This window comes from Pseudomonas sp. P7548 (genome assembly GCF_013386585.1).
Taxonomy (GTDB): domain Bacteria; phylum Pseudomonadota; class Gammaproteobacteria; order Pseudomonadales; family Pseudomonadaceae; genus Aquipseudomonas.
This window is the reverse complement of the sequence record NZ_JACARO010000027.1, coordinates 1-22,589: the sequence shown is the minus strand read 5'-3', so window position 1 is coordinate 22,589 and position 22,589 is coordinate 1. Positions and strand designations below refer to the sequence as shown.

The window sequence follows — 22,589 nt, the reverse complement described above, 5'->3', positions numbered from 1 at the left end:
CGGCCAACGACCGCCGGTAGGTAGAGTGTTGATAAATTATTTTCAGTGGTTATAGTCACCACCAACACACACCACAAGGAGGTGTTGTGGATAGCCGATATTTGATAGGTCACATCGTTGCAGACGGCTGGTATCTGGTGCGCATACGAGGCAGTCATCACCACTTCAAGCCCCCGACAAAACCGGGGCTGGTGACGATCCCTCATCCAAAGAAGGACCTGCTGGACAAGACCGCCAAGAGTATTTTGAAACAGGCGCTATTGAGTTGAGCGTCCCTGGAGGACAACAGACATGCTTTACCCCATCGCAATTTCAACCGGCGACGACGAACACGCCTGGGGCGTGGAAGTACCCGACATCCCTGGCTGCTACTCGGCGGGTGACGACTTGGATGACGCCATGGCCATGGCTCGCGAAGCAATCGAAGGGCACTTCGAGATCCTTGCCGAAGATGGCGCACCGATTCCCACCGCGCAAAAAGTCACCTTGCATGCCGCCAACCCGCAATACGCGGGCTGTACTTGGGCTGTCGTAGACATTGATGTCACCAAGTACCTGGGCAAGGCGCAAAAGCTCAACATCACGCTGCCGGGTTATCTGCTCAACCGCATTGATGAATATGTACTGCACCACCCCGAAGAAAAAAGCCGCTCGGGCTTCCTCGCTTCGGCTGCGCTCAAGGTGCTTCAGCAGGGCAACTGACCAGACCGAATTCAACCGCAAGAAACGTAGTTTGCCGATGTGCCCGTCGCCCTAGACTGCAAGGACACCTCACCCAGGAGCCCGACCATGCTATTCCACTACACGCTCATGCCCTCCCCCGTCGGCCAGCTCACCCTGGTGGCACGCGACGGCAAACTCAACGCCATCCTGTGGGAAAAAGACCGGCCCAACCGCGTTCGCCTGGGTGATTTGCACGAGGTGAATGACAGCCCGGTGCTGCTGGAAACCCAGCGTCAGTTGAAGGAGTACTTCGCCGGCACGCGCAACCATTTCGAACTGGAATTGGACTTCACCGGCACCGACTTTCAGAAGCAGGTCTGGCAGGCATTGTTGACCATTCCCTTCGGCGAAACCCGCAGCTACAGCGACATCGCCCGGCAGATCGGCAACCCGAAGGCCGTACGTGCGGTCGGGGCGGCCAATGGGCGCAACCCGATCTCGATCATCGCACCCTGCCATCGGGTCATCGGTGCTTCAGGCGAGCTGACCGGGTTTGCCGGAGGGCTGGAAGCCAAGCAATATCTACTCGCGCTGGAAGGTACAGGCCAGGCGCGGTGGGCGTTCTGAGCCACCCACCGGCCTAAATGTAAAAAGAAATTTCAGAGCGACCCTGCGGTCCATACTTTCATCACCCCCTTGTTCAAGGAATTACGGTCATGAAATTCTCCGCAGTGTCGCAATCCCTGTCCCGCTGGGCAGGCAGCCCCCGTACGTTCTACGCGGCGGTGGTGTTGATTCTGGCGTGGAGCCTGAGCGGGCCGTATTTCCATTACAACGACACCTGGCAGCTGATCATCAACACCTCGACCACCATCATCACCTTCTTGATGGTGTTCCTGATCCAGAACACGCAGAACCGCGACAACGACATCCTGCACATCAAGATCGACGAACTGCTGCGGGTGACCAAGGATGCACAGAATGCGGTGTTGAGCCTGGACGGCCTGGACCGCAAGGAGCTGGAAAAACTGCGCCAGGAATACCGCAGCATCGGCAACACCGGCACCGTGAGCCTCAACAGCAGCTGCGGGCAGGCTGCCGATGATGCGGCGCCGAACAAGACTGATTTGAACCAGGCCTAAAAAAACGGCGGCTGGAGAGATTCCAGCCGCCGTTGTTCATTTCAAGTGACGTGATCAACCGTCGCCTTGATGACCTTTGCCATAGGTCGATGCGAGGGCACGGGCCTTTTGCAGACGCTCTTCGAGCTTGGGCAGCGTCTCATCCACCAATGCTTTTATTTCTGGCACGTCCGACGCCGCGCCTTCCTGTTTGAACAGGGCAATGGCGTCTTCGTTTTCCTTGACCTGCTGGGCGGTGTAGGCGGCATCAAAGGAATCACCGTCCTTGAGTTCAGGCATCAAGGTCTCGGCCTTGTCGACGATCTTTTCCCGGGGTGCCACGGGCAAGTCGAGCTTCTTGGCGATCGCCGCCAAATGCTGGTTGGCCAGGGTGCGTTCGTTGATCACCTCGATGGTGTAGTCCTTGATTTCCTGGGACGAGGTTTTGGCGTGGGCCATGCGACTGGTTTCGATATCGGCCATACCTTTGGCCGAAGCCTGCTCGATGAATTCGGCAGGCGACTGGGCGAAAGCATTGCTGGCGCCGAGGCCCAGCAGCATCGCGAAACTGGCGGTGCGTAACCGGATAGCCAAGCGGCTCATGATGGGTTCCTCCAGGGCAAAAATAGGTGCGGGGGGAATATGCCCCGCCCTGAATTCGAATTTTCAGGGCGGCAAAGGTTTAGAAAAAACTCGCCAGTGCGACGAACGGTCGTCGGTCCGTCAGGCGGGTTTGCTTCCAAACAGGCCCGGCAACGCGTGTGCCAGGGCATTGATGGCGAAGCCGATGAACATCACACCGCAGAGCTTGGTGATGAGGATTTCATGACGCTGGTACACCGTGCGCACGCGCTGGGCACCGACCACGCCGATGAGGATGGCGTAGGCCAGCAGGCCGCCGACAAAGCTCAGGAAGATCAGCGAAGGCAGCATCGCCCAGGTCAGCAATTCGGCACGGCTGGACAGCAATGCCGTGAAGGTTGCCACCGCCACCGGGTAAGCCTTGGGGTTGGTCAGGCCAAACAGGATCCCGTGCCAGAACGGGTGGCGGGCCGCGCCCTGAGGCGCATCGCTGCTGCGACGCTGGGTGCGGATCGCGCGCCAGCCGAGCCAGAACAAGTACAGACCGCTGAGCACGCCCAGCACATCAAACGCACTGCTGCCGACTTCCCGCGCGCCCACAATGGCGATCAGCGCGGTACTGCACCACACCACATCCCCCAGCAAGTGCCCGCACAGGAAACCCGCACCGGCACGACGGCCGCGAGCGGCGCCAATACCGAATACGGCCAGCACCCCCGGGCCGGGTGTAATACCGTAGATAAAACCCGAAGCAAGGACGGCGAGCAGCAAGGATGGGGTCATGGGCGCGACTCAAACAGACGGTTGGAAGGTCAAGGGATTCTGCACGTTCTGCCGAGGAGCGCAATCCTGAAAACACCCCCGATCCACTGTCGGAGCCGGCTTGCCGGCGATTGGGGACTGTCAGGCAATACGTGGGCAAGCTGACCCGGCGCAATCGCTGGCAAGCCAGCTCCTACAGTGAGGAGGTGTTATACAAGACGCCTCGCACCTGCCCGATCAACCACTGCAAGCCCGAATCCCCTCCTCGCCGCGCATGCCACGCCAGTTCAACGGCAAACGAAGGAATATGAAACGGCGGCGGCACGGTCACCAGCGCCGGGTGATCGATGCTGAGCAAGCCCCGGGACGACACGGTCAGGATCAGGTCCGTGCCCTGGATCAACTGTGGCGCCACGCCCCAATGCGGCAGGCTGATCGCCACATGTCGACGCTCACGAATGGCACTCAGGGCGCGCTCGATTTCCGGCGTGCCGCTGCCGCGCATTTCCAGCAGCACATGGGGCCGCGCCAGGTAAGCGGCCAAGTCCAGCGCGCCATCCACCGGCAGGCTGCTGCGGTCCACCAGGCAGGTGTAGTGCTCTTCAAACAAGGGCGTGGTGCGCAGCTCAGCGGGCATGTCGGGGAACACGCCCGCGGCCAGATCAAGGTCGCCATTGAGCACGCCATCCACCATGCCTTCGCGGCTGGCCTGGACAATCTGCAAGTCAATACCCGGCGCTTCGCGGCGCAATGTGCGCACCAGATCCGGCAGGAAAATCGCGGCGCTGTAGTCCGACATGGCCACCCGAAACCGGCGCTTGGCCGACGCCGGATCAAACCGGTTCGGCGCCAGCAGTGCCTGCACCTGGGCCAACGCTTCGGCCAGTGGAGTTGCCAACTCCAGCGCACGTGCCGTGGGCACCAGGCTGCCGCCCTGGCGGACCAGCAGCGGGTCGTCCAGCAAATCCCTCAAGCGCGCCAGCGCGTGGCTCACAGCCGGCTGGCTCAGGTGCACACGTTCGGCCGCGCGGGTGACGTGTTGCTCGGTGAGCAAGGCGTCGAGGATCACCAGCAGGTTGAGGTCGATGCGACGCAGATCATTCATCAGCTGCATATTCATCATATAAACTTGGAATTTAAATGTGCGCGACGAATACCTTAGAGTCCAGCAAAACCTCTGGGAGATTCGACATGACGACGTTGCATTGGGTGGGTTTGCTGGTGCTGGCGGTGGTCGCCGGCGCGGTGGTGCCGTTTCAGAGCGCGATCAACGCCAACCTCGGGCGCGGGCTTGGCCATCCGTTGTGGGCCACCCTGGCCTCCTTGCTGGTGAGCATCATCGTGTTGCTGCCGGTGATCCTGGCACTGCGCCTGCCGTTGCCGAGCCTGGCGTTTATCAGCAAAGCGCCGCTGTGGATGTGGGCCGGTGGTGCATTCGGTGTGTGCTTTATTTCCCTGGCATTGATGCTGTTGCCCAAGCTAGGGGCCTCAGGGTTTATCGCGCTGGCCATGGCCGGGCAAATTCTCGCCTCGCTGCTGCTCGATCACTTCGGCCTGTTCGGCCTGGTGGAGCGCCAACTGACGACGCCCCGCGTGTTGGGGGCGTTGCTGTTGATCGGCGGCGTGGCGTTGATTCAGTTCAGCGCCACACCGGCCAGGGCCTTGGCAACGGCGGGCTGATCAGCCCTTGTCGAGGGTGCGCAGTTTTTGCGGCAAGCCCCACAGCAACAGGGCTGCTGCCAACAGCGCACACACGCCGATCACGTACAGCGCCGGGGTGGTGCTGCCGGTCAGGTCCTTGATGCGCCCCACCATCACCGGGCTGACGATGCCGCCGAACTGCCCGAGGGTATTGATCACCGCAATACCGCCCGCCGCACCGGCACCGGCGCCGGCCAACAATTTGGGTGGCAAGGTCCAGAAGGTCGGGATCGAGGCGATGATGCCCGCGCCCAACATGCCCAGGGCGATGATCAGGAAGGTGGTGTGGTCGGCAAAGATGCCGGCACTGAAGAAGCCCACGGCGCCTAGCAACACCAGGCCGCTGACAAACTTGCGGCGCTCGCCGGTAGCGTCCGACAAACGCCCGATCACCACCATGCTGATGGCACCGCACACATAGGGAATGGCCGTGAGCAAACCGATCATCACCGGGCTCTGGGTACCCGCGCTGCGGATCAGCTGCGGTGCCCAGAAGTTGAGGCCGTAGGACGCCACCTGGATCAAAAAGTAGATAAAACCGAGCATCAGGAAACCGGGAATACGGATCGCCGACAGCAGTGAACCACCGTGCGAGTTCGGCTCATGCTTGGCGATACGGCTCGACAGCAAGGCCTTCTCCGCCGATGTCAGCCAATGGGCGTCTTCGATGCGGTCCTTGAGCAGCGTCAACACCATGAAGCCCAGGCCGATGCACGGCAAGCCGCCGAGCAGGAACAACCAGTGCCAGCCACGCATTTGCAGCACGCCGTCGAGGTGCTCCAGCACCAGGCCGGAAAACGGTGCGCCTACCAGCCCGGCAAAGGCCGAGGCCAGGAACAGCATCGAGGTGATGCGCCCACGAAAGTGCTGAGGGAACCACAACGTCAGGTAATACAGCACGCCCGGCGCAAAGCCCGCTTCCATCGCGCCGATGATGAAGCGCAAGCCGTAGAACTGCCACTCGGCGGTGACAAACACCATGGCCGCCGTGGCCAAGCCCCAGGACATCATGATCCGCGCGATCCAGCGCCGGGCGCCGACCTTGTACAGCATCATGTTGCTCGGCACTTCGAAGATCACATAGCCCACCACAAACAACCCGGCACCCAAACCGTAGGCGGTGTCGCTCAGGCTCAGGTCGGCCTGCAACTGGAACTTGGCGAAGCTGATGTTGATCCGGTCAAAAAACGCAAACAGGTAGCACACCATGATCAGTGGCATCAGGCGCCAGGCGACCTTGCTGACCAGGGCTTTTTCCGCGTCGATCTCATTGGCCGTGCGCGCGCCGGCCTCTAACGTATTAGTGCTCATGGTTTCTCTCCAGCGGGCTGCTCACAGGCGCCCGATTGTTTTTGTTGTCTGGTGCGGCGTTACAGCGTGGCGATGTACGCCGGTGGCGGATGCAGGTCGCAGTTGCGCCCGGCCTTGGCCACCTGGCCGGGTAACTCATGGCCCAGCAGGGCCGGCAAGCGGCGGGACATGTCTAGCAGGTGCGGCAGGTCGATGCCGGTGGGAATGCCGACTTCGTCGCAGAGGTTCACCAGGTCTTCGGTACAGATATTGCCCGAGGCTCCTGGCGCGAACGGGCAGCCACCCAGGCCGCCAAGGGCCGCGTCAAAACGCCGGGCGCCGGCTTCAAAGGCGGCCAGCACATTGCATAGACCCAAGCCCCGCGTGTTATGGAAATGCAGAGTCAGGTCACTGGCCGGCACACGTTCCAGCACACGCTTGACCAGGCGCTGCACCTGACGCGGGTTGGCCATGCCGGTGGTGTCAGCGAGGCTGATGCCCTTAATGCCCAGTTCCAGGTAAGCGTCGACAATGTGCAGCACGCGGTCCTCATCAATCTTGCCCTCGAACGGGCAACCGAAAGTGGTGGCGATGCTGCCATTGAGACTGACCGGATGCCCGGCAGCAAAACTGACGATGTCGCCAAACGCTTCCAACGACGCTTCACAACGCATGCGCATGTTCGCCAGGTTGTGGGTCTGGCTGGCGGACATCACCAGGTTCAGCTCATCGGCGCGGGACGCGATGGCGCGCTGGGCGCCCTTGAGATTGGGAATCAGCGCCACGTAAACCACACCCGGCTTGCGCGCGATGCCGTGGAACACCTGCTCGCCATCGCGCAGGGCCGGTATGGCCTTTGGCGAAACGAACGAGCCGGCTTCGATCCGCGAAAAACCGGCCTGGGACAGCCCGTCGATCAGGGCGATCTTGTCGGCGGTTTCGACCCAGGTCGGTTCGATCTGCAGACCGTCACGCGGGGACACTTCCTGCACGATCAGCGCGTCGGAATAATCAGCAATCATTGCACCACTCCCGCAGTTTTCAGGCGTTGGATATCGGCCCCGGTCAGGCCCAGGCTGCCGAGGATATCGTCGGTGTGCTGGCCCAGGGTCGGCCCTTGCCAGTTCACGCCGCCAGGGGTTTCGGACAGCTTGGGCACGATGCCCGGCATCTTCACCGACACACCACCGGGCAACTCGGCATTGAGCAACATGTCACGCGCCTGGTAGTGCGGGTCGCTGACGATATCGGCCACGGAGTAGATACGCCCGGCCGGCACTTCGGCGGCTTCCAGGGCGCTGAGCACCTGCTCGATGGGCAAGCTGCTGGTCCAGTGGGTGATTGCCGCATCGAGCAGACCGCTCTTGGCGGCGCGGCCATCGTTGTGGGCGAACTCGGGCGCGTCGGCCAGGTCGGCGCGGCCGATGGTGGTCATCAGGCGCTTGTAGATCGGGTCGCTGTTGCCGGCGATCACCACATAGGCGCCGTCGGCGGTCAGGTAAGTGTTGGACGGCGCAATGCCGGGCAACGCCCCGCCGCTGCGCTCACGCACATGGCCGAGCATGTCGTATTCGGGCACCAGGCTTTCCATCAGGTTGAACACGCTTTCGGCCAGGGACACATCGACCACCTGCCCGTCGCCCTGCCCGGTCTTGACCCGCAGCAGCGACATCAGCGCGCCGATCACGCCGTGCAATGAAGCCAGGGAATCGCCCAGGCTCACGCCGACCCGCGCAGGCGGTGAGTCCGGGTTGCCGGTGGTGTAGCGGATGCCGCCCATGGCCTCGCCGATGGCGCCGAAGCCAGGGCGGTCGCGGTAGGGGCCGGTCTGGCCGTAGCCGGAGATGCGCACCAGGGTCAGCTTGGGGTTGATGGCCTGCAGCACATCCCAGCCCAGGCCGAGTTTTTCCAGGCCACCGGGGCGCAGGTTTTCGATGAGTACGTCGGCGTCGCCGAGCAGTTGCTTGATCAGGCCCAGGCCTTCCGGGGACTTGAGGTTCAGGGCCAGGGATTTCTTGTTGCGCGATTGCAGGTACCACCACAGCGACGTGCCTTCGTGCAGCTTTCGCCATTTGCGAAGCGGGTCGCCCTGGCCCATGGCTTCGATCTTGATCACCTCGGCGCCAAACTCGGCCATCAGCCGCGCGGCGAACGGCGCGGCAATCAGGGTGCCGATCTCGATCACCTTGATACCGCTCAGGGGAGCCGTCATGGGGTGTACCTCTTGTTCTTGGAATGTGGGGCCAAGACTAGAGGGCAGCCACAGGAGAAATCCAACCGTCAGTTGGCAACGAGCGTTCGCCAAACACGAATACTGTAGTGAGCGGGCTTGCCCGCGCTGGGTGGCGGAGCCGCCCCAATAAGGCCGACGCGGTATTTCGGAAAGACCGCGGCGCTCGGGTTTGGGGCGGCTTCGCCACCCAGCGCGGGGCAAGCCCGCTCACTACAACAACGGGTGCCGTTTAAATCAGAGGGTTGTGGAGGTGGTCGAAGAGCAGACAGCTCACCGGCGACAGTTGCGCCTCATCGCGCACCACCAGGATCAGGCTGCGATCCGACCAGGCATCCGTCAACGGCACCGCGTGCAGGCCCAGCGCCCGGCCGAACAATTCATAGGCCTTGTGCGGCAGGATGCCAATGCCCATGTTCGCCTGGACCATCCGGCACATCGCATCAAACCCCGGCACATGAATGCGCAGGCGCAGCATCTTGCCCGCCTCGCGCGCGGCGGCGTGGGTGCGCATGTTGATCGAACTGGCGGCGTGCAAGCCGACATAATCGCTGTCCAGGGTCTCGGCGAACGCCAGGCTGTCGCGCGTGGCCAGCGGATGATCGGCGGGCATCAGCACCACCAGTTTGTCGAGACGGTAGGTCACGCCGGGCAAGCCTTTGGTGTCGGTGTCACTGGAGCAGATGCCCAGGTCGGCCACGCCATCGAGCACGCCTTGCACCACGCCGTTGCTGGGGCGCTCTTCCAGATCGGTTTTCACTTCGGGGTGCAGCTGGGAAAAATCCCGTAAATCTTCAGGAAGAAACTGAATGATCGCCGACAGGTTGGCCAGCATCCGCACATAACCGCGCACGCCGTGGCTGTGCTCGCCCAGCTCCAGGCCCATTTTTTCGACGTTGAACAACATCTGCCGGGCGTGGTGCAACAGGGTTTCCCCGGCGGCGGTCAGGTCCATGCCTTTGGCACGGCGCACGAACAGGCTCACACCCAGCACTTGCTCCAGCTCCATCAAGCGCTTGCTGGCCGCCGACACGGCAATGGCTTCGCGGTTGGCGGCACGGGTCAAGGTGCCCTCCTCGTAGACCGCGACGAACAGTTGCAAAGTGATCAGGTCCAGCCGGCGCACCAGGCTTTTGTGCAACATCAGTGACGCTCGTCAGCCAAGCGATTAATCCCGGCCTGTTCCACCACCGGCTGCGGCGCCCCCACGCTCGCCGCCTGCAACATCGCCCGGCCGACGGTCTCGGTGCTCACTACCCAATCCGGTTTGATCCGGCGAAAGAACGACAGCAACGGACCGAGTGCGGTGTAGAACGACTGGTACAACGGCGTTTTGGAACGCACGCCATGCAACGGCTGGATCACCCCCGGCCGAAACAGGTACACCGCCTTGAACGGCAGGCGCAGCAAGGCGTTCTCGGTCTTGCCCTTGACCCGCGCCCACATCGACTTGCCGGCTTCGGAACTGTCGGTGCCAGCGCCGGACACGTAGATAAACGTCATCTGCGGATTGAGCCGCGCCAGGGTGCTGGCCGCGACCAGCGTGAGGTCATAGGTGAGGTGGGTGTACTTGATCTCGTTCATCCCCGCCGAAGAAACGCCAAGGCAGAAGAAGCAGGCGTCGAAGCCTTGCAGCAGGTTTTCCAGTGGCTGGAAATCCAGCATGTCGCTGTGCAACACCTGATGCAGCTTGCCGTGTTGCTGGGTCAACGGCGTGCGGCCGACGGCGACGACTTCCTGGACATCGGCGGCCAACAGGCACTCACGCAGCACGCCTTGGCCGACCATGCCGGTGGCGCCGAATAGCAGAACTCTCATAGGGGGACCTCAGCGGCAAGCCGCAAGCTTCATGCTCAAGTTGAATGCAGTGCGAGATTCACACCTTACCAGCTTGTAGCTTAACGCTTGCAGCTTGCCACTGCCCGGCTCAGAACGCGCTGCGAAAGATCTCCTCGATCTGACGCTGATCGGCGCGCCGTGGGTTGGTCAACCCGCAGGCGTCCTTCAAGGCATTGGTGGCGAGCAGGGGAATGTCCTGCAATTTGGCCCCCAGTTCCCGCAGGCCGGCCGGGATCTCGACGTCGTGGGACAAGCTGCGGATCGCGGCGATGGCGGCTTGCGCGCCCTCTTCCGGGGTGCGGCCCTTGATGTCGGCGCCCAGTGCGCGCGCCACATCGCTCAAGCGTTTGGCGCTGACGCTGGCGTTGAAGCTTTGCACATGAGGCAGCAACACCGCGTTGCACACGCCGTGGGGCAGGTCATACAGGCCGCCCAGTTGATGAGCCATGGCGTGTACGAAACCCAGGGACGCGTTGTTGAAGGCCATGCCTGCCAGGAATTGCGCGTAGGCCATGTTTTCCCGCGCCGCCTGATCGCTGCCATCGCGGACCGCCAGGCGCAGGTTGGCGCTGATCAGCTCGATGGCCTTGATCGCACAGGCGTCGGTGATCGGCGTGGCGGCGGTGGACACGTAGGCCTCGATGGCGTGAGTCAGGGCGTCCATACCGGTGGCGGCGGTGAGGCCCTTGGGCATGCCGACCATCAGCGCCGGGTCGTTGACCGACAGCAGTGGCGTGACGTTGCGGTCGACAATGGCCATTTTCACGTGGCGGGTTTGGTCGGTGATGATGCAGAAACGGGTCATCTCGCTGGCGGTGCCGGCCGTGGTGTTGATGGCCACCAGCGGCAGTTGCGGCTTGCTCGATTGATCGACCCCTTCGTAGTCGCCGATGTGCCCGCCGTTGGTGGCGCACAGGGCGATGCCCTTGGCGCAGTCATGGGGCGAACCGCCGCCCAGGGACACCACGCAATCACAGGCGCTCTGCTGCAACAGCGCCAGGCCGTTCTCGACGTTCTCAACCGTGGGGTTGGGTTTGGCGCCGTCGTAGATCACTGAGTCGATGTCCTGCATGGCCAGTTTCTCGGCAATCATGCTGGCAACGCCGGCCTTGGCCAGGCCCGCGTCCGTGACGATCAGCGCCTTGCGAAAACCATAGTTGCGGATGGCGGTCATGGCTTCGTCGAGGCAGTCGATGCCCATGATGTTGACGGCGGGGATGAAGAAGGTGCTGCTCATGGTCAATCCTCAGAGGCGTTATGCCAACAGAATCCACCTCTATCGCGCGGCGTATCTTGATCAGGATCAACGCCCGCTCGTGATAAAGTCACCGCCCAGCCGATTTCGAGTAGACCCGCCGCAATGAAGGATTTCCAGGATATTGACGCCCACCTAGACGACTGGAATGCGCTGCGCAGTGCCGTCGACTTCAGCGCGATTCTGATCGGCAACGGTGCCAGCCGTACGATCTGGGAAGACTTTGCCTACGACTCGCTGTTCGAAAACGCGCGCACCGTCGAAGAAAAACCCCTGAGCCAGTCCGAACTCAGCGTGTTCGACGCCCTGCAAACCCGTAGTTTCGAGCAAGCCCTGGGTGCGCTGAAAACCACCAGCCGGGTCAACAAGGCCCTGGCCGTCAGCTCGGCGGCGCCGCGCAATCGCTACTATGCGATCAAGGAAGCGCTGATCAATACCATCCACAGCGTGCACATCCCCTGGCGCCTGGTGCAGCCGTCGACATTGGCGACGATCAACGCTGAACTGGCGAGCTACGCCACGGTATTCACCAGCAACTACGACTTGCTCAACTACTGGGCGATCCTGCACACCCCGGGCATCGACGACCTGTTCGGCAGCGCCGACGCCAGCTTCGACCTGCGCAACACCCGCACCGAGGCGACGCGCATCCTCTACCTGCACGGCGGCCTGCACCTGGTGCGCAACCTCGACGGCACCGCACGCAAATTGCCGTCCACCGACAGCACCCTGCTCAGCAGTTTTGCCATCAACAACACGCTCAAGACCCTGGACGATGTGCCGCTGTTTGTCAGCGAGGGCAAGGTTGAAGAGAAGCTCAAGACCATCCGCAGCTCGGATTACCTGTCGTTCTGTTATGAACAATTGCTGACCCATGAGGGTGCGCTGTGCATCTTCGGCCATGAGCTGGGCGCGCAGGACAAGCACCTGGTGGACGCGATTCGCCAGGCGAATGTATCGACCCTGGCGATTTCGGTGTCGGGGCGCAGTGACGGGTTTATTCGTCAGCAGAAACGGCGGTATTCGGCGTTGTTCGATGGGACTGGCGTGGAACTGAAGTTCTTCGCGGCGCGCACGCATCCGTTGGGCAATTCAGCGCTGTCAGTGCCTGTCGAACGCTGATCAAAATGTGGGAGCGGGCCCCTATTTCAATCCTGCATCGTGGTCATTCTTCCGAGCTGTGCACCACGACCAACAGCTGCGCCTGCACATCGCCCACCGAACGCAGCCGATGGGGCTTCTGCGCATTGAAATGCAGCGCATCACCGCGTTCCAGAATCACCCGCTCGTTCATGAAGTCCACCTCCACCCGGCCTTCATGCACGAACAGAAACTCTTCCCCCACGTGCTCCTTGAAGGTCTTGTCGGTGAACTCCGCCGGCGGGTAGATGATGAACGGCAGCAGGCTGCGCTCGCTGACCTGATGGGCCAACACCGCGTAACCCGGCGAGATGTCCGGGCGCTCGTGGCTGCGCACCAGACTGTAGCTGTCGAGGCTGACGCTGTCTTCGCTGAACAGCTCTTCGACCTTCACGTTCAAGGCCTTGGCCAGCTTCAGCGCGGCGGCAATCGACGGCGTATTGAGCCCGCGCTCGACCTTGGACAGGTAGCTCTTGGTCATCCCGGATTTTTCAGCCAGGGCTTCCAGGGTCACGCCAAGTTTTTTTCTCAATAGTTTCAAACGGATAGACATGTGCTGCGGTTAATCCCTGCAGAAAGGCAAGAGCCATGCTTGCCAATGACACAAAGTGTCATATAGCATCGTTAGTGTCATTTGCAGCCACCGAGGGCACCCGATATGGCCAAGACATTAGCACTCCCCAAAGACCAACTGGTCAAGCAGGCGCTGATCCAGATGCAAAACACCCTGGCGGATAATACGTGGACCGACCGGCAAAAGCTGGCGCTCACGTGTCGCATCCTGTTCGAGCACGGTCACGATTCCGGTCTGGCCGGGCAGATCACCGCACGTGGGCCGCAGCCTGGCACCTATTACACCCAGCAATTGGGCCTGGGCTTTGATGAGATCACCGCCAGCAACCTGTTGCTGGTCAACGAAGACCTGGAAGTGTTGGAAGGCCATGGCATTCCCAACCCGGCCAACCGTTTTCACACCTGGGTGTACCGTGGGCGGCCGGATGTGAATTGCATCATCCACACCCATCCTACCCATATCGCGGCACTGTCGATGCTGGAAGTGCCGCTGCAGGTGTCCCACATGGACCTCTGCCCGTTGTACGAGGATTGCGCGTTCCTGGAAGCCTGGCCCGGCGTGCCGGTGGGCAATGAAGAGGGGGAAATCATCACGGCGGCACTGGGCGACAAACGCGCCATCCTGCTTTCGCACCACGGCCAGTTGTCCACCGGGGCGAGCATCGAGGAGGCCTGTGTGATCGCGCAGTTGATCGAACGCGCAGCCAAGTTGCAGTTGCTGGCGATGGCCGCCGGCACGATCAAGCCGATCCTGCCAGAACTCGGGCGCGAGGCCCATGACTGGATCTCCAAGCCCAAGCGCTTCGGCGCTGCGTTCAATTACTACGCCCGGCAGAACCTGCGCCAACACGCCGATTGCCTGAACTGATTGCCCCTTTTTGACCGGAGACTGTTTATGTCCAGCCCAACGATTCACGGCATCATCGGCTACACCATCACCCCGTTCAGCGCCGACGGCCAGCGCATCGACCTTGATGCCCTGGGCCGTTCCATCGACCGCTTGATCGACAGCGGCGTGCACGCCATCGCGCCCCTGGGCAGCACCGGCGAAGGCGCGTATTTGAGCGACGCCGAGTGGGACGAAGTGAGCGCCTACAGCCTGGCCAAGATCGCCCGGCGCGTACCGACCATCGTCAGCGTGTCCGACCTGACCACCGCCAAGGCCGTGCGCCGCGCCCGTTACGCCGAAGCCAACGGCGCCGACGTGGTGATGGTGCTGCCGGCGTCTTACTGGAAGCTCAGTGAAGCGGAAATCCTCGCCCACTACGCGGCTATTGGCGACAGCATCGGCGTGCCGATCATGCTCTACAACAACCCGGCCACCAGTGGCACGGACATGTCGGTGGATCTGATCCTGCGCATCATCAAGCAGGTGGCCAACGTGACCATGGTCAAGGAAAGCACCGGGGATGTTCAGCGCATGCACCAGTTGCATCGCCAGACGGACGTGCCGTTCTACAACGGCTGCAACCCGCTGGCGCTGGAAGCCTTCGCGGCAGGTGCCAAGGGCTGGTGCACGGCAGCGCCGAACCTGATCCCGCAACTCAATCTGGCGTTGTATGAGGCGGTATTGGCCAATGACCTGGCCAAGGCGCGGGAACTGTTTTATCGCCAGTTGCCGTTGCTGGAGTTCATCCTCAAAGGTGGGTTGCCGGCGACGATCAAGGCGGGTTTGCGTTTGACGGGGCTGGAAGTGGGTGATCCACGGTTGCCGGTTTTCTCGCTGGGTGAAGCGGCGATCGAGCAGCTGAAAACATTGCTGCGCTAACCCACAATCCCCTGTGGGAGCGGGCTTGCTCGCGAATGCAGTGCGCCAGTCAATGGATAAATCGACTGGCACACCGCTTTCGCGAGCAAGCCCGCTCCCACATTTTTTGCTGTGTACATCCGTAAAATAGAGACAAATGACAATGGTTCTCGATACCATTCACGACTTTTCTACGTCGTGCTTCCTCAAGAAGGATTCCCATGTCTCGTCCCAAGCCCGACCCGTTGTCGGCCGATGCCTTTCGCGGGTTCTATACAGATATCCTGTATTTCCTGCGCAAACGCACGGACAACGCCAGCGACGCCGCGGACATGACCCAGGATGTCTTCACCCAATGGCTGGACTACCGCGACCGGGCCAAAGTCGAGCAGCCACGGGCGTTTCTGTTCCAGATGGCGCGCAACCTGCTGCGTGATCACTGGCGCAAGCAGAAGGTACGGCAGACCGTCCACTCAGACCCGGCCGACATGGACACCGAGCCGGTCACCGATGAGCAAAACGATCCCATGGCCGCCGCGCAACGCTTGCAACGCCTGGAACAGTTGAAAGAAGTCCTCGCCGAACTCTCGCCCCGAAGGCGAGAAGCCCTTATGCTGCACCGCTTCGAAGGCTTGAGCCAGGCACAGATCGCCGAGCGCATGGGCATTTCGACCAGCATGGTGGAAAAGCACATCGCCTTTGCCCTGCTGCACTGCAAGCGACGCCTTCAAAACGAACCCGGCACGGAGCAGCCCGAATGAACCGCCTGAGCGACATCGACGCCCTGGACATCGAGCATAGCGATTCCATCGATGCCCAAGCCGCCAGCTGGTTTGCCCGCAACCGCAACGAGGCGGGGCGTGCCGACCGCAAAGCCTTTGCCGCCTGGCAAGCGGAGCCTGCCCATGCCCGCGCCTATGCCGAATTCGAACAACTGTGGGCAGACCTCGCCCAGTTGCAGCAACTGAACAAACCCGTGGCGCTGCCCAAGCGCAAACCGTCGGTGTGGCGCCCTGCCCTGGCCGTGGCCGCAGCCCTGGTCTGCGCCGTGATGGCCAGCGCTATCGACGCCCCACGTGCGCTGTACCACAGCCAGGTGGCCGCCCATGCCAAAGGCATGCGCACCCTGAACCTGCCCGATGGCAGCACCTTGTATGTGAATGCCAATACGCGGGTGCGGATAGACTTCACCGCCCACCAGCGTATCGTTCATCTGGACAAAGGCCAGGTGTATATCGAGGTGGCCGCCGACAAGGAGCGGCCCCTCTACGTGCAGGCCGGCGAGGCGAATGTGCGGGTGGTGGGCACCGGTTTCGATGTGCGCCGCAGCCAGCAGCAACTGGTGGTGAGCGTGGCCCACGGGCAGGTGGCCTTCGAGCCAGACCCCAAGAGCCCGGTAACCTTGCTCGGCGCCCAGCAGCGCGCCACCTACAGCTATGCCAAGGGCACGTTGCAGCAGCAAAGCCTGAACGCCGAAGAAGTCGCCGACTGGCGCAGCGGGCACCTCACGTTTCGCAATCGCGAACTGGCCAGCCTGATCGACGAATTGAGCCTGTACCGCCCCCAGGCACCGCTGCAGGTGAGCCGCGCGGTGGCGCAGTTGAAGGTGTCGGGCAACCTGGATGTCAATGACCCGGACGCCTTGCTCAACGCCCTGCCCGCCCTGCTTCCGGTGAAAACCGTGCCGTCAGCGGATGGCATCGTACGGATCGAACCGAGCAAGTAACCCCGCAAAACACCGTACTTGAGAATATTTTGCATTCGCATGTGTGGATTTTTTTGCCTGCCCCGTCTTCCCCCCGTCTGCGTTTGATACGCACGCCTTTTTGGCCGTTTGGCCACACCGGGGGATTTCATGTTTCGCGCGCCTTGCCACGTTTCACACCTGTTTCTTCGACCGTCGATCATCGCCACCTGCCTGGCATTCAGCCTCAGCGCCCAGGCCGAGTCGCTCACGCTGCAACTGCCCGCCCAGCCGCTGGCGACGTCCCTGAGCCAAGTGGCGCAACAAGCGAAAATCCAGCTGTTGTTCGATGAAACCCTGCTCAAGAACGTGCAGGCGCCGGCGCTCAATGGCGAGTTCACCCCGGAAGTGGCGATCCGCACCCTGCTGAAGAACGGCGAGTTCACCTTGATCAAAGTCGGCACCACCTACGTAGTACGCCCTGATGAAGGCAAAACCACCAACAGTGGCGCGATCCAACTGGACGCCCTGAGCGTGATCGGCACCGGTACGGAGGTGAACTCCAGCACCGTCGGCCGCTCGACCCTGACCCAGGAAGACATCGACCGCTACCAGTCCAACAACATTCCCAGCCTGTTGCAGACCTTGCCCGGTGTCAGCCAGGGCGGCTCGCTCAAGCCCGGTGGCCAGACCATCAACATCCGGGGTTTCGGCGATGCCGAAGACGTGCCGTTGACCGTCGACGGCGCCACCAAGAGCGGCTTCGAGCGCTACCAGCAAGGCACCGTGTTCATCGAGCCCGAACTGATCAAGAGCATTGAAGTGGAGAAAGGCCCCAACTCGCCCTTCACCGGCAATGGCGGGTTTGGCGGCACGGTCAACATGACCACCAAGGATGCGCCCGACTTGCTCAAGGACGGCCGCAACAGTGGTGCCATGCTCAAGTACGGTTACTCCAGCAACGACCACGAACAGGTCTACAGCGGCGCGGTGTATGGGCGTACCGACGACGGCCGCTTTGACGCCCTCGCCTACCTGACCCAACGAGACGGTGGCGACATGAAGGTGGCCGCCGAACTGCCCAACGAGAACAACCAGTACCCGATCAACCCCAAGCGCCTGCCCAACACCGCCCAGGATGTGGACGGCAAGCTGTTCAAGGTCAACGCCCATCTCACCGATGAACACAGCGTCGGCCTGTCTTATTCGCGCTCCCACAGCAATCGCTGGACGCCATTCTCCGCCGCCAGCTACCCGACGCCACCCACCCAGGCCAACATCGACCGCTACGGCTACGAAGGGGCGTTGAAGCGTTTTCTGGCCCATCGCGACACCGTCGACACCACCTGGTCGGGCAAATATGAATTCACCCCGGTGGACAACCCGCTGGTGGACCTGACCGTCAAATATTCGCAGTCCAACACCGACCAGACCGACGAGCGCGACGCCACCGCGTTTTTCCAACTGGCCACCGGTGGACGCAAGATGGACACGTCCTACACTGACAAGAACCTCGATGTCCGTAACGTCAGCCTGTTCGACACCGGCTCCTTGCAACACGCCGTCACTGTCGGCGGTCAGATCCGCAAGCACATCCGCGAAACCGAGATGTGGATGCCCGGCGCCACCTACAACACTCCGCGCTACAACTATGGGCACTTCCAGCCAGGCTTCATGCCCCACGGCAAGGTCGATACCAACAGCTTCTTTATCCAGGACGCGGTGACTCTCGGCGATGTGACCATCACGCCGTCCCTGCGCTACGACCACGTGCGTAACCGTGGCGAAGGCAACGACGCGCCGTACTACAACAACCCGGACCCGGCCGTCGGCCACGACTACAGCGACCGCACCTACACCGGTTGGTCGCCACGCCTGGCGCTGTTCTGGACCGTCAACCCGAACCTGGGGCTGTTCGCCAACTGGAGCCAGACCTGGCGTGCCCCGGTGATCGACGAGCAATACGAAGTGCAGGGCCTGGGCAGTCGCACCGCCACCAGCGTCGACCTCGACCCGGAACGCATCACCTCGATCAGCGTGGGCAGCGTCAGCAGCTTCGACAACCTGATCACCCGGGACGACAACCTGCAAGTGCGCACCACCTTCTTCCACAACAAGGTCGAAGATGAAATCTTCAAGGCCACCGGCGTCGGCTGCCAGAACCAGGCCATCAACGGCGGCACCATCTCCAGCGCCTGCCCACCCGGCGCGATGTCCAACTACCGCAACATCGGTGGGCTGACCATCAAGGGCTTTGAGCTGGAAACGTTCTACAACTCCACCTACCTGTTCGGCTCGGCGTCGTTCGCCTACGCCAAGGGCGATCACGAAGGCGCCTACACCAACCCTTGGGGGCCGGATGTGGCCGCGCGGGATATTCCGCCGACCAAATGGGTGCTGGTGTTCGGCACCAACATCCCGGCGTTGGACGCGCAGGTAGGCTGGATGGGCCAGTTCATCGGCGCCACCAAACGCCTGCCCAGCGACACCTATTCCGGCGGCCCGGGCAGCAGCGTCGGCGACCTGTTCTACGACCAGTACGGCAACAAGCGCTACAACACCCAGGGCCTGTTCGCCAAATGGAAACCGCAGCAGGCCTACCTCAAGGGCACCGAGGTGAACTTCACCATCGACAACCTGTTCAACAACAACTTCCGCCCTGCCCTGAGCGGCGACCGTGCCTACACCAAAGGCCGCGATGCCAAGATCAGCGTCACGCGCTTCTTCTAAACCCGCACACCTGTAGGAGCTGGCTTGCCAGCGATAGCATCTCCTCGGTCCAACTGATACACCGAGGTGTCTGCATCGCCGGCAAGCCAGCTCCTACAGTGGATCTTCGGCGCGGCACAAACCTCTTGTAAGAACCGAGCAGTTTTTGAAACTGTACGGATAAATCAACCACCAGCTGTAGGCCCGCGTTTGCCGGGGGTTGTGGCTAGATGGGCTTCCCTTGAAGCCCTCTTGATCCCGGTCCCCTCACCATGAGCTCGCGCGAAAACACCGGCATGGCCCTCGGCCTGCTGGGCGTCATCATCTTCAGCCTGACTTTGCCGTTCACGCGCATCGTCGTGCAGGAAATCCACCCGTTGCTCAACGGCCTGGGCCGTGCGCTGTTCGCGGCGATCCCGGCGGCGGCGTTGCTGCTGTGGCGCCGTGAACGCTGGCCGACCTGGCGCCAGGTGCGCGGGCTGTGCCTGGTGATTGCCGGTGTGATCCTGGGCTTTCCGGTGTTGTCGGCCTGGGCCATGCAAACCCTGCCGGCGTCCCATGGTGCACTGGTCAACGGCCTGCAACCGCTGTGCGTGGCGCTGTACGCCGCCTGGCTGTCCCATGAGCGTCCGTCCAAGGCCTTCTGGGCCTGTGCGGCGCTGGGCAGTGCCTTGGTACTCGGCTACGCGTTGATCACCGGTGCCGGCAGTATCCAGGCCGGCGACTTGCTGATGCTCGGCGCGATTGCCGTGGGTGGCCTGGGTTATGCCGAAGGCGGCCGGTTGGCCAAGGAAATGGGCGGCTGGCAGGTGATCTGCTGGGCGTTGGTGCTTTCAACACCGGTGTTGATCGGCCCGGTGTGGTACCTGGCGGCGCAGCATCAAGGTGCAATCTCGATGCGCGCATGGTGGGCGTTCGGCTATGTGTCGCTGTTCTCGCAGTTCCTGGGATTCTTTGCCTGGTACGCCGGGCTGGCCATGGGCGGCATTGCGCGGGTCAGCCAGATCCAGCTGTTGCAGATCTTCTTCACCATCGCGTTTTCGGCGCTGTTCTTTGGTGAACATATCGAGCCGATTACCTGGCTGTTTGCGTGTGGGGTGATCGTGACGGTGATGTTGGGGCGCAAGACGGCGGTGCAGCCAGCCCCGATTCCCAAGCCAAATACAGTCTAAGTGTGGGAGCGGGCTCCTACAGGGGGTGTGTTCAGCTCAGGAAACCGTCGGCGCGCAGCAGGGTTTCCAGGCAGTGCTCGGTTATGTGGTAGAAGGCCTTCAATTCCTGGATTTTCTCCAGCAACTGCGCGTTGTCCACAGGCTCGGCGCGCTTGACCGCCAGGATCATCTTGTTCTTGTTGGTGTGTTCCAACGAGATGAACTCGAACACCTTGGTCTCGTAGCCACAGGCTTCGAGAAACAGTGCGCGCAGGCTGTCGGTAACCATTTCGGCCTGCTGGCCCAGGTGCAAACCGTATTGCAGCATCGGCTTGAGCAGCACCGGGCTCTGGATCTGCAGGCGAATCTGTTTGTGGCAGCACGGCGAGCACATGATGATCGACGCACCGGAACGGATGCCGGTATGGATCGCGTAGTCGGTGGCGATGTCACAGGCATGCAACGCGATCATCACGTCCAGCTCGCTCGGCGCCACGCTGCGCACATCACCACACTTGAACACCAGCCCCGGGTGCTCCAGGCGCGCAGCGGCGCTGTTGCACAGGGTCACCATGTCTTCGCGCAACTCCACACCGGTGACTTCGCCCTCGGCCTTGAGGGTGTTGCGCAGGTAATCGTGGATGGCGAACGTCAGGTAGCCCTTGCCCGAACCAAAATCGGCCACGCGCACCGGCTGGTCCAGCTTCAACGGTGACGAGGTCAGCGCATGGCTGAACACCTCGATGAACTTGTTGATCTGCTTCCACTTGCGCGACATCGACGGGATCAGCGCCTGCTTGGCGTCGGTCACGCCCAGGTCGGCGAGAAACGGCCGGCTCAGGTCAAGAAAGCGGTTCTTCTCACGGTTGTGCTCTGCCGACGGCGCTTCGCGCAACTGCTGCGGCTTGCTTTTGAACAACGAGCTTTTGTTCTTCTTGCTGTATTCCAGCTGGGCTTCATCGGTCAGCGACAACAGGTGCGCGTTCTTGAACTGGGCCGGCAACAACTCGGCAATCGCCGCCACGCCGTCAGCCAGGGGCAGGTTCTTGGTGATGTCGCGGGTCTTGTAGCGGTACACGAACGACAGGCAGGCCTGCTCCTTGACCACCACCTGCTTGATGATCAGCCGCTGCAACTCGGCTTCGGCACCGACGTACTTGGCCAGCACCAGCTTGATGAAAGCATTCTGCGCAAGGCTGTCGCTCAGCAGTGCGATGAACTGGGCGTGATGATCCGGTTGAACAGTGACAGACATGAACAAAAACGCCTCGGGCAGGGAATGCCGGGCATTTTAGGGGGGATGGGGCTTGAGGGCACGGGGTTATTTGACTAACGGTACTGCGTCTGGATAACACACATGCAAATGTGGGAGCGGGCTTACTCGCGAAAGCGGTGTGTCAGTCGATTTATTCATTGACTGGCGCACTGCATTCGCGAGCAAGCCCGCTCCCACATTTCGAACCGCATATCCAGGATCACTCCAACACGATTAACCGGTTGGGCAGCTCATTACGCGTCTGCGTCAACGGCACATGCACCTTGAGCAGTTCGCCACAGGCCTCGATGCACGCGATGAACCCCGCCAGCGTCTGCCCCTGCTTCACCTGCTGGGTAAACGCCTTGACGATCACCTCCCAGCTGCTGTCATCCAGGCGCTGGGAAATCCCGTCATCCACCAAAATCTCCACGTACCGCTCGGCCTCGCTGACGAAAATCAGCACGCCGGTGCTGCCCAGCGTGTGGTGCAGGTTCTGCTCCAGGAACTGGCGCCGCGCCAGGTTGGACGCACGCCAATGGCGAACCGAACGCGGGATCAATCGCGTGGTGACCGCCGGCATACGAAACACCAGGCACAGCACGATGAACGTCGCCCATTGCGCCAGCAGCAAGGTGTACATGGTCAGGTAGCCGGACAGGTAATGCACCACGCCTGGCACCACCAGGGCGATCAGACTGGCCCACAACAACGGGATGTAGGCGTAGTCGTCGGCACGCGCCGCCAGCACGGTCACCAGTTCGGCGTCGGTGGTTTTCTCGACGCGGGCGATCGCTTCGGCGACTTGGCGCTGCTCGTGTTCAGTCAGTAATGCCATGGTTGTCGATGCTCTTTTCTCGTTATTGTCATTACCACCCGCCTGAAGC

The 22,589-nt window shown here is 61.8% G+C and carries 24 protein-coding genes; 12 read left to right on the top strand and 12 right to left on the bottom strand.

The window, feature by feature from the left end; all coding sequences use genetic code 11:
• Positions 1 to 86: 86 nt before the first annotated feature.
• The 4 genes from HX803_RS12820 (at position 87) to HX803_RS12805 (ending at position 1,805) form a co-directional block, all read left to right on the top strand.
• Positions 87 to 269 (top strand): type II toxin-antitoxin system HicA family toxin, encoded by a 183-nt coding sequence (locus HX803_RS12820; RefSeq protein ID WP_178921000.1) that lies wholly within the window; start codon positions 87 to 89, stop codon positions 267 to 269.
• A gap of 22 nt (positions 270 to 291) precedes the next feature.
• The gene (locus HX803_RS12815; protein ID WP_178920998.1) at positions 292 to 702 is read left to right on the top strand and encodes a type II toxin-antitoxin system HicB family antitoxin; all 411 of its coding nucleotides are present in this window, start codon (positions 292 to 294) and stop codon (positions 700 to 702) included.
• Between the two features lie 87 nt (positions 703 to 789).
• Positions 790 to 1,290 (top strand): methylated-DNA--[protein]-cysteine S-methyltransferase, encoded by a 501-nt coding sequence (locus tag HX803_RS12810; RefSeq protein ID WP_178920996.1) that lies wholly within the window; start codon positions 790 to 792, stop codon positions 1,288 to 1,290.
• An 89-nt stretch (positions 1,291 to 1,379) separates the two neighbouring features.
• Positions 1,380 to 1,805: a low affinity iron permease family protein gene (locus tag HX803_RS12805; RefSeq protein ID WP_178920994.1), complete on the top strand. Its 426-nt coding sequence runs from the start codon at positions 1,380 to 1,382 to the stop codon at positions 1,803 to 1,805.
• Positions 1,806 to 1,859: 54 nt separating this feature from the next.
• Here HX803_RS12805 and HX803_RS12800 read toward each other — a convergent pair whose 3' ends face one another.
• The 3 genes from HX803_RS12800 to HX803_RS12790 all read right to left on the bottom strand — a co-directional run bounded on the left by HX803_RS12800 (position 1,860) and on the right by HX803_RS12790 (position 4,251).
• Positions 1,860 to 2,387, bottom strand: a complete 528-nt coding sequence (locus tag HX803_RS12800) for a DUF4142 domain-containing protein (RefSeq protein WP_178920992.1) — start codon at positions 2,385 to 2,387, stop codon at positions 1,860 to 1,862.
• 120 nt (positions 2,388 to 2,507) lie between these two features.
• Positions 2,508 to 3,149, bottom strand: coding sequence for a LysE family translocator (locus HX803_RS12795; protein WP_176999214.1), 642 nt, complete (start codon positions 3,147 to 3,149; stop codon positions 2,508 to 2,510).
• Positions 3,150 to 3,321: 172 nt separating this feature from the next.
• The gene (locus HX803_RS12790; protein ID WP_178920990.1) at positions 3,322 to 4,251 is read right to left on the bottom strand and encodes a LysR family transcriptional regulator; all 930 of its coding nucleotides are present in this window, start codon (positions 4,249 to 4,251) and stop codon (positions 3,322 to 3,324) included.
• Positions 4,252 to 4,319: 68 nt separating this feature from the next.
• On the opposite strand from HX803_RS12790, the gene HX803_RS12785 reads away from it, so the two are divergent.
• Positions 4,320 to 4,808 carry a DMT family transporter gene (locus HX803_RS12785; protein ID WP_178920988.1) on the top strand — a complete coding sequence of 163 codons (489 nt, stop codon included), beginning with the start codon at positions 4,320 to 4,322 and terminating at the stop codon, positions 4,806 to 4,808.
• Here the strand turns inward: HX803_RS12785 and HX803_RS12780 are convergent, their stop codons facing one another.
• From HX803_RS12780 to yiaY, 6 genes are all read right to left on the bottom strand, one after another.
• Entirely contained in the window at positions 4,809 to 6,140 is a 1,332-nt protein-coding gene (locus tag HX803_RS12780; protein ID WP_178920986.1) for an MFS transporter, read from the bottom strand.
• Between the two features lie 59 nt (positions 6,141 to 6,199).
• Entirely contained in the window at positions 6,200 to 7,141 is a 942-nt protein-coding gene (locus tag HX803_RS12775) for a hydroxymethylglutaryl-CoA lyase (RefSeq protein WP_178920984.1), read from the bottom strand.
• Positions 7,138 to 8,331, bottom strand: a complete 1,194-nt coding sequence (locus HX803_RS12770) for a CaiB/BaiF CoA-transferase family protein (protein WP_178920982.1) — start codon at positions 8,329 to 8,331, stop codon at positions 7,138 to 7,140. The genes HX803_RS12775 and HX803_RS12770 overlap by 4 nt, the downstream gene beginning before the upstream one ends.
• A gap of 250 nt (positions 8,332 to 8,581) precedes the next feature.
• Positions 8,582 to 9,493, bottom strand: coding sequence for a LysR family transcriptional regulator (locus HX803_RS12765; protein WP_178920980.1), 912 nt, complete (start codon positions 9,491 to 9,493; stop codon positions 8,582 to 8,584).
• On the bottom strand, positions 9,493 to 10,167 hold the full coding sequence (locus tag HX803_RS12760; protein ID WP_178920978.1) for an NAD(P)H-binding protein: 675 nt from the start codon (positions 10,165 to 10,167) through the stop codon (positions 9,493 to 9,495). Before HX803_RS12760 ends, HX803_RS12765 begins: the two co-directional genes overlap by 1 nt.
• Positions 10,168 to 10,276: 109 nt before the next feature.
• Complete coding sequence (gene yiaY, locus HX803_RS12755; protein WP_178920976.1) at positions 10,277 to 11,425, bottom strand: L-threonine dehydrogenase; 1,149 nt, start codon at positions 11,423 to 11,425, stop codon at positions 10,277 to 10,279.
• Positions 11,426 to 11,548: 123 nt separating this feature from the next.
• On the opposite strand from yiaY, the gene HX803_RS12750 reads away from it, so the two are divergent.
• Entirely contained in the window at positions 11,549 to 12,565 is a 1,017-nt protein-coding gene (locus tag HX803_RS12750; RefSeq protein ID WP_178920974.1) for a DUF4917 family protein, read from the top strand.
• 43 nt (positions 12,566 to 12,608) lie between these two features.
• Here the strand turns inward: HX803_RS12750 and HX803_RS12745 are convergent, their stop codons facing one another.
• Positions 12,609 to 13,136 carry a helix-turn-helix domain-containing protein gene (locus HX803_RS12745; protein ID WP_178920972.1) on the bottom strand — a complete coding sequence of 176 codons (528 nt, stop codon included), beginning with the start codon at positions 13,134 to 13,136 and terminating at the stop codon, positions 12,609 to 12,611.
• Positions 13,137 to 13,241: 105 nt separating this feature from the next.
• Between HX803_RS12745 and HX803_RS12740 the strand changes: the two genes are divergently transcribed.
• The 6 genes from HX803_RS12740 to HX803_RS12715 all read left to right on the top strand — a co-directional run bounded on the left by HX803_RS12740 (position 13,242) and on the right by HX803_RS12715 (position 20,468).
• Entirely contained in the window at positions 13,242 to 14,024 is a 783-nt protein-coding gene (locus HX803_RS12740; RefSeq protein WP_178920970.1) for an aldolase, read from the top strand.
• 27 nt (positions 14,025 to 14,051) lie between these two features.
• Entirely contained in the window at positions 14,052 to 14,924 is an 873-nt protein-coding gene (locus tag HX803_RS12735; protein ID WP_178920968.1) for a dihydrodipicolinate synthase family protein, read from the top strand.
• 200 nt (positions 14,925 to 15,124) lie between these two features.
• A complete protein-coding gene (locus tag HX803_RS12730) occupies positions 15,125 to 15,664 on the top strand; it encodes an RNA polymerase sigma factor (RefSeq protein WP_178920966.1) in 540 nt (179 codons plus the stop codon).
• Positions 15,661 to 16,629, top strand: a complete 969-nt coding sequence (locus HX803_RS12725; protein ID WP_178920964.1) for a FecR domain-containing protein — start codon at positions 15,661 to 15,663, stop codon at positions 16,627 to 16,629. The genes HX803_RS12730 and HX803_RS12725 overlap by 4 nt, the downstream gene beginning before the upstream one ends.
• Positions 16,630 to 16,758: 129 nt before the next feature.
• Positions 16,759 to 19,317: a TonB-dependent receptor gene (locus tag HX803_RS12720; protein ID WP_178920962.1), complete on the top strand. Its 2,559-nt coding sequence runs from the start codon at positions 16,759 to 16,761 to the stop codon at positions 19,315 to 19,317.
• 251 nt (positions 19,318 to 19,568) lie between these two features.
• Complete coding sequence (locus tag HX803_RS12715) at positions 19,569 to 20,468, top strand: DMT family transporter (RefSeq protein WP_178920960.1); 900 nt, start codon at positions 19,569 to 19,571, stop codon at positions 20,466 to 20,468.
• 31 nt (positions 20,469 to 20,499) lie between these two features.
• Here HX803_RS12715 and HX803_RS12710 read toward each other — a convergent pair whose 3' ends face one another.
• Both HX803_RS12710 and HX803_RS12705 read right to left on the bottom strand, forming a co-directional pair.
• The gene (locus HX803_RS12710) at positions 20,500 to 21,702 is read right to left on the bottom strand and encodes an SAM-dependent methyltransferase (protein WP_178920958.1); all 1,203 of its coding nucleotides are present in this window, start codon (positions 21,700 to 21,702) and stop codon (positions 20,500 to 20,502) included.
• 220 nt (positions 21,703 to 21,922) lie between these two features.
• Positions 21,923 to 22,540 (bottom strand): TPM domain-containing protein, encoded by a 618-nt coding sequence (locus HX803_RS12705; RefSeq protein WP_178920955.1) that lies wholly within the window; start codon positions 22,538 to 22,540, stop codon positions 21,923 to 21,925.
• Positions 22,541 to 22,589 lie beyond the last annotated feature (49 nt).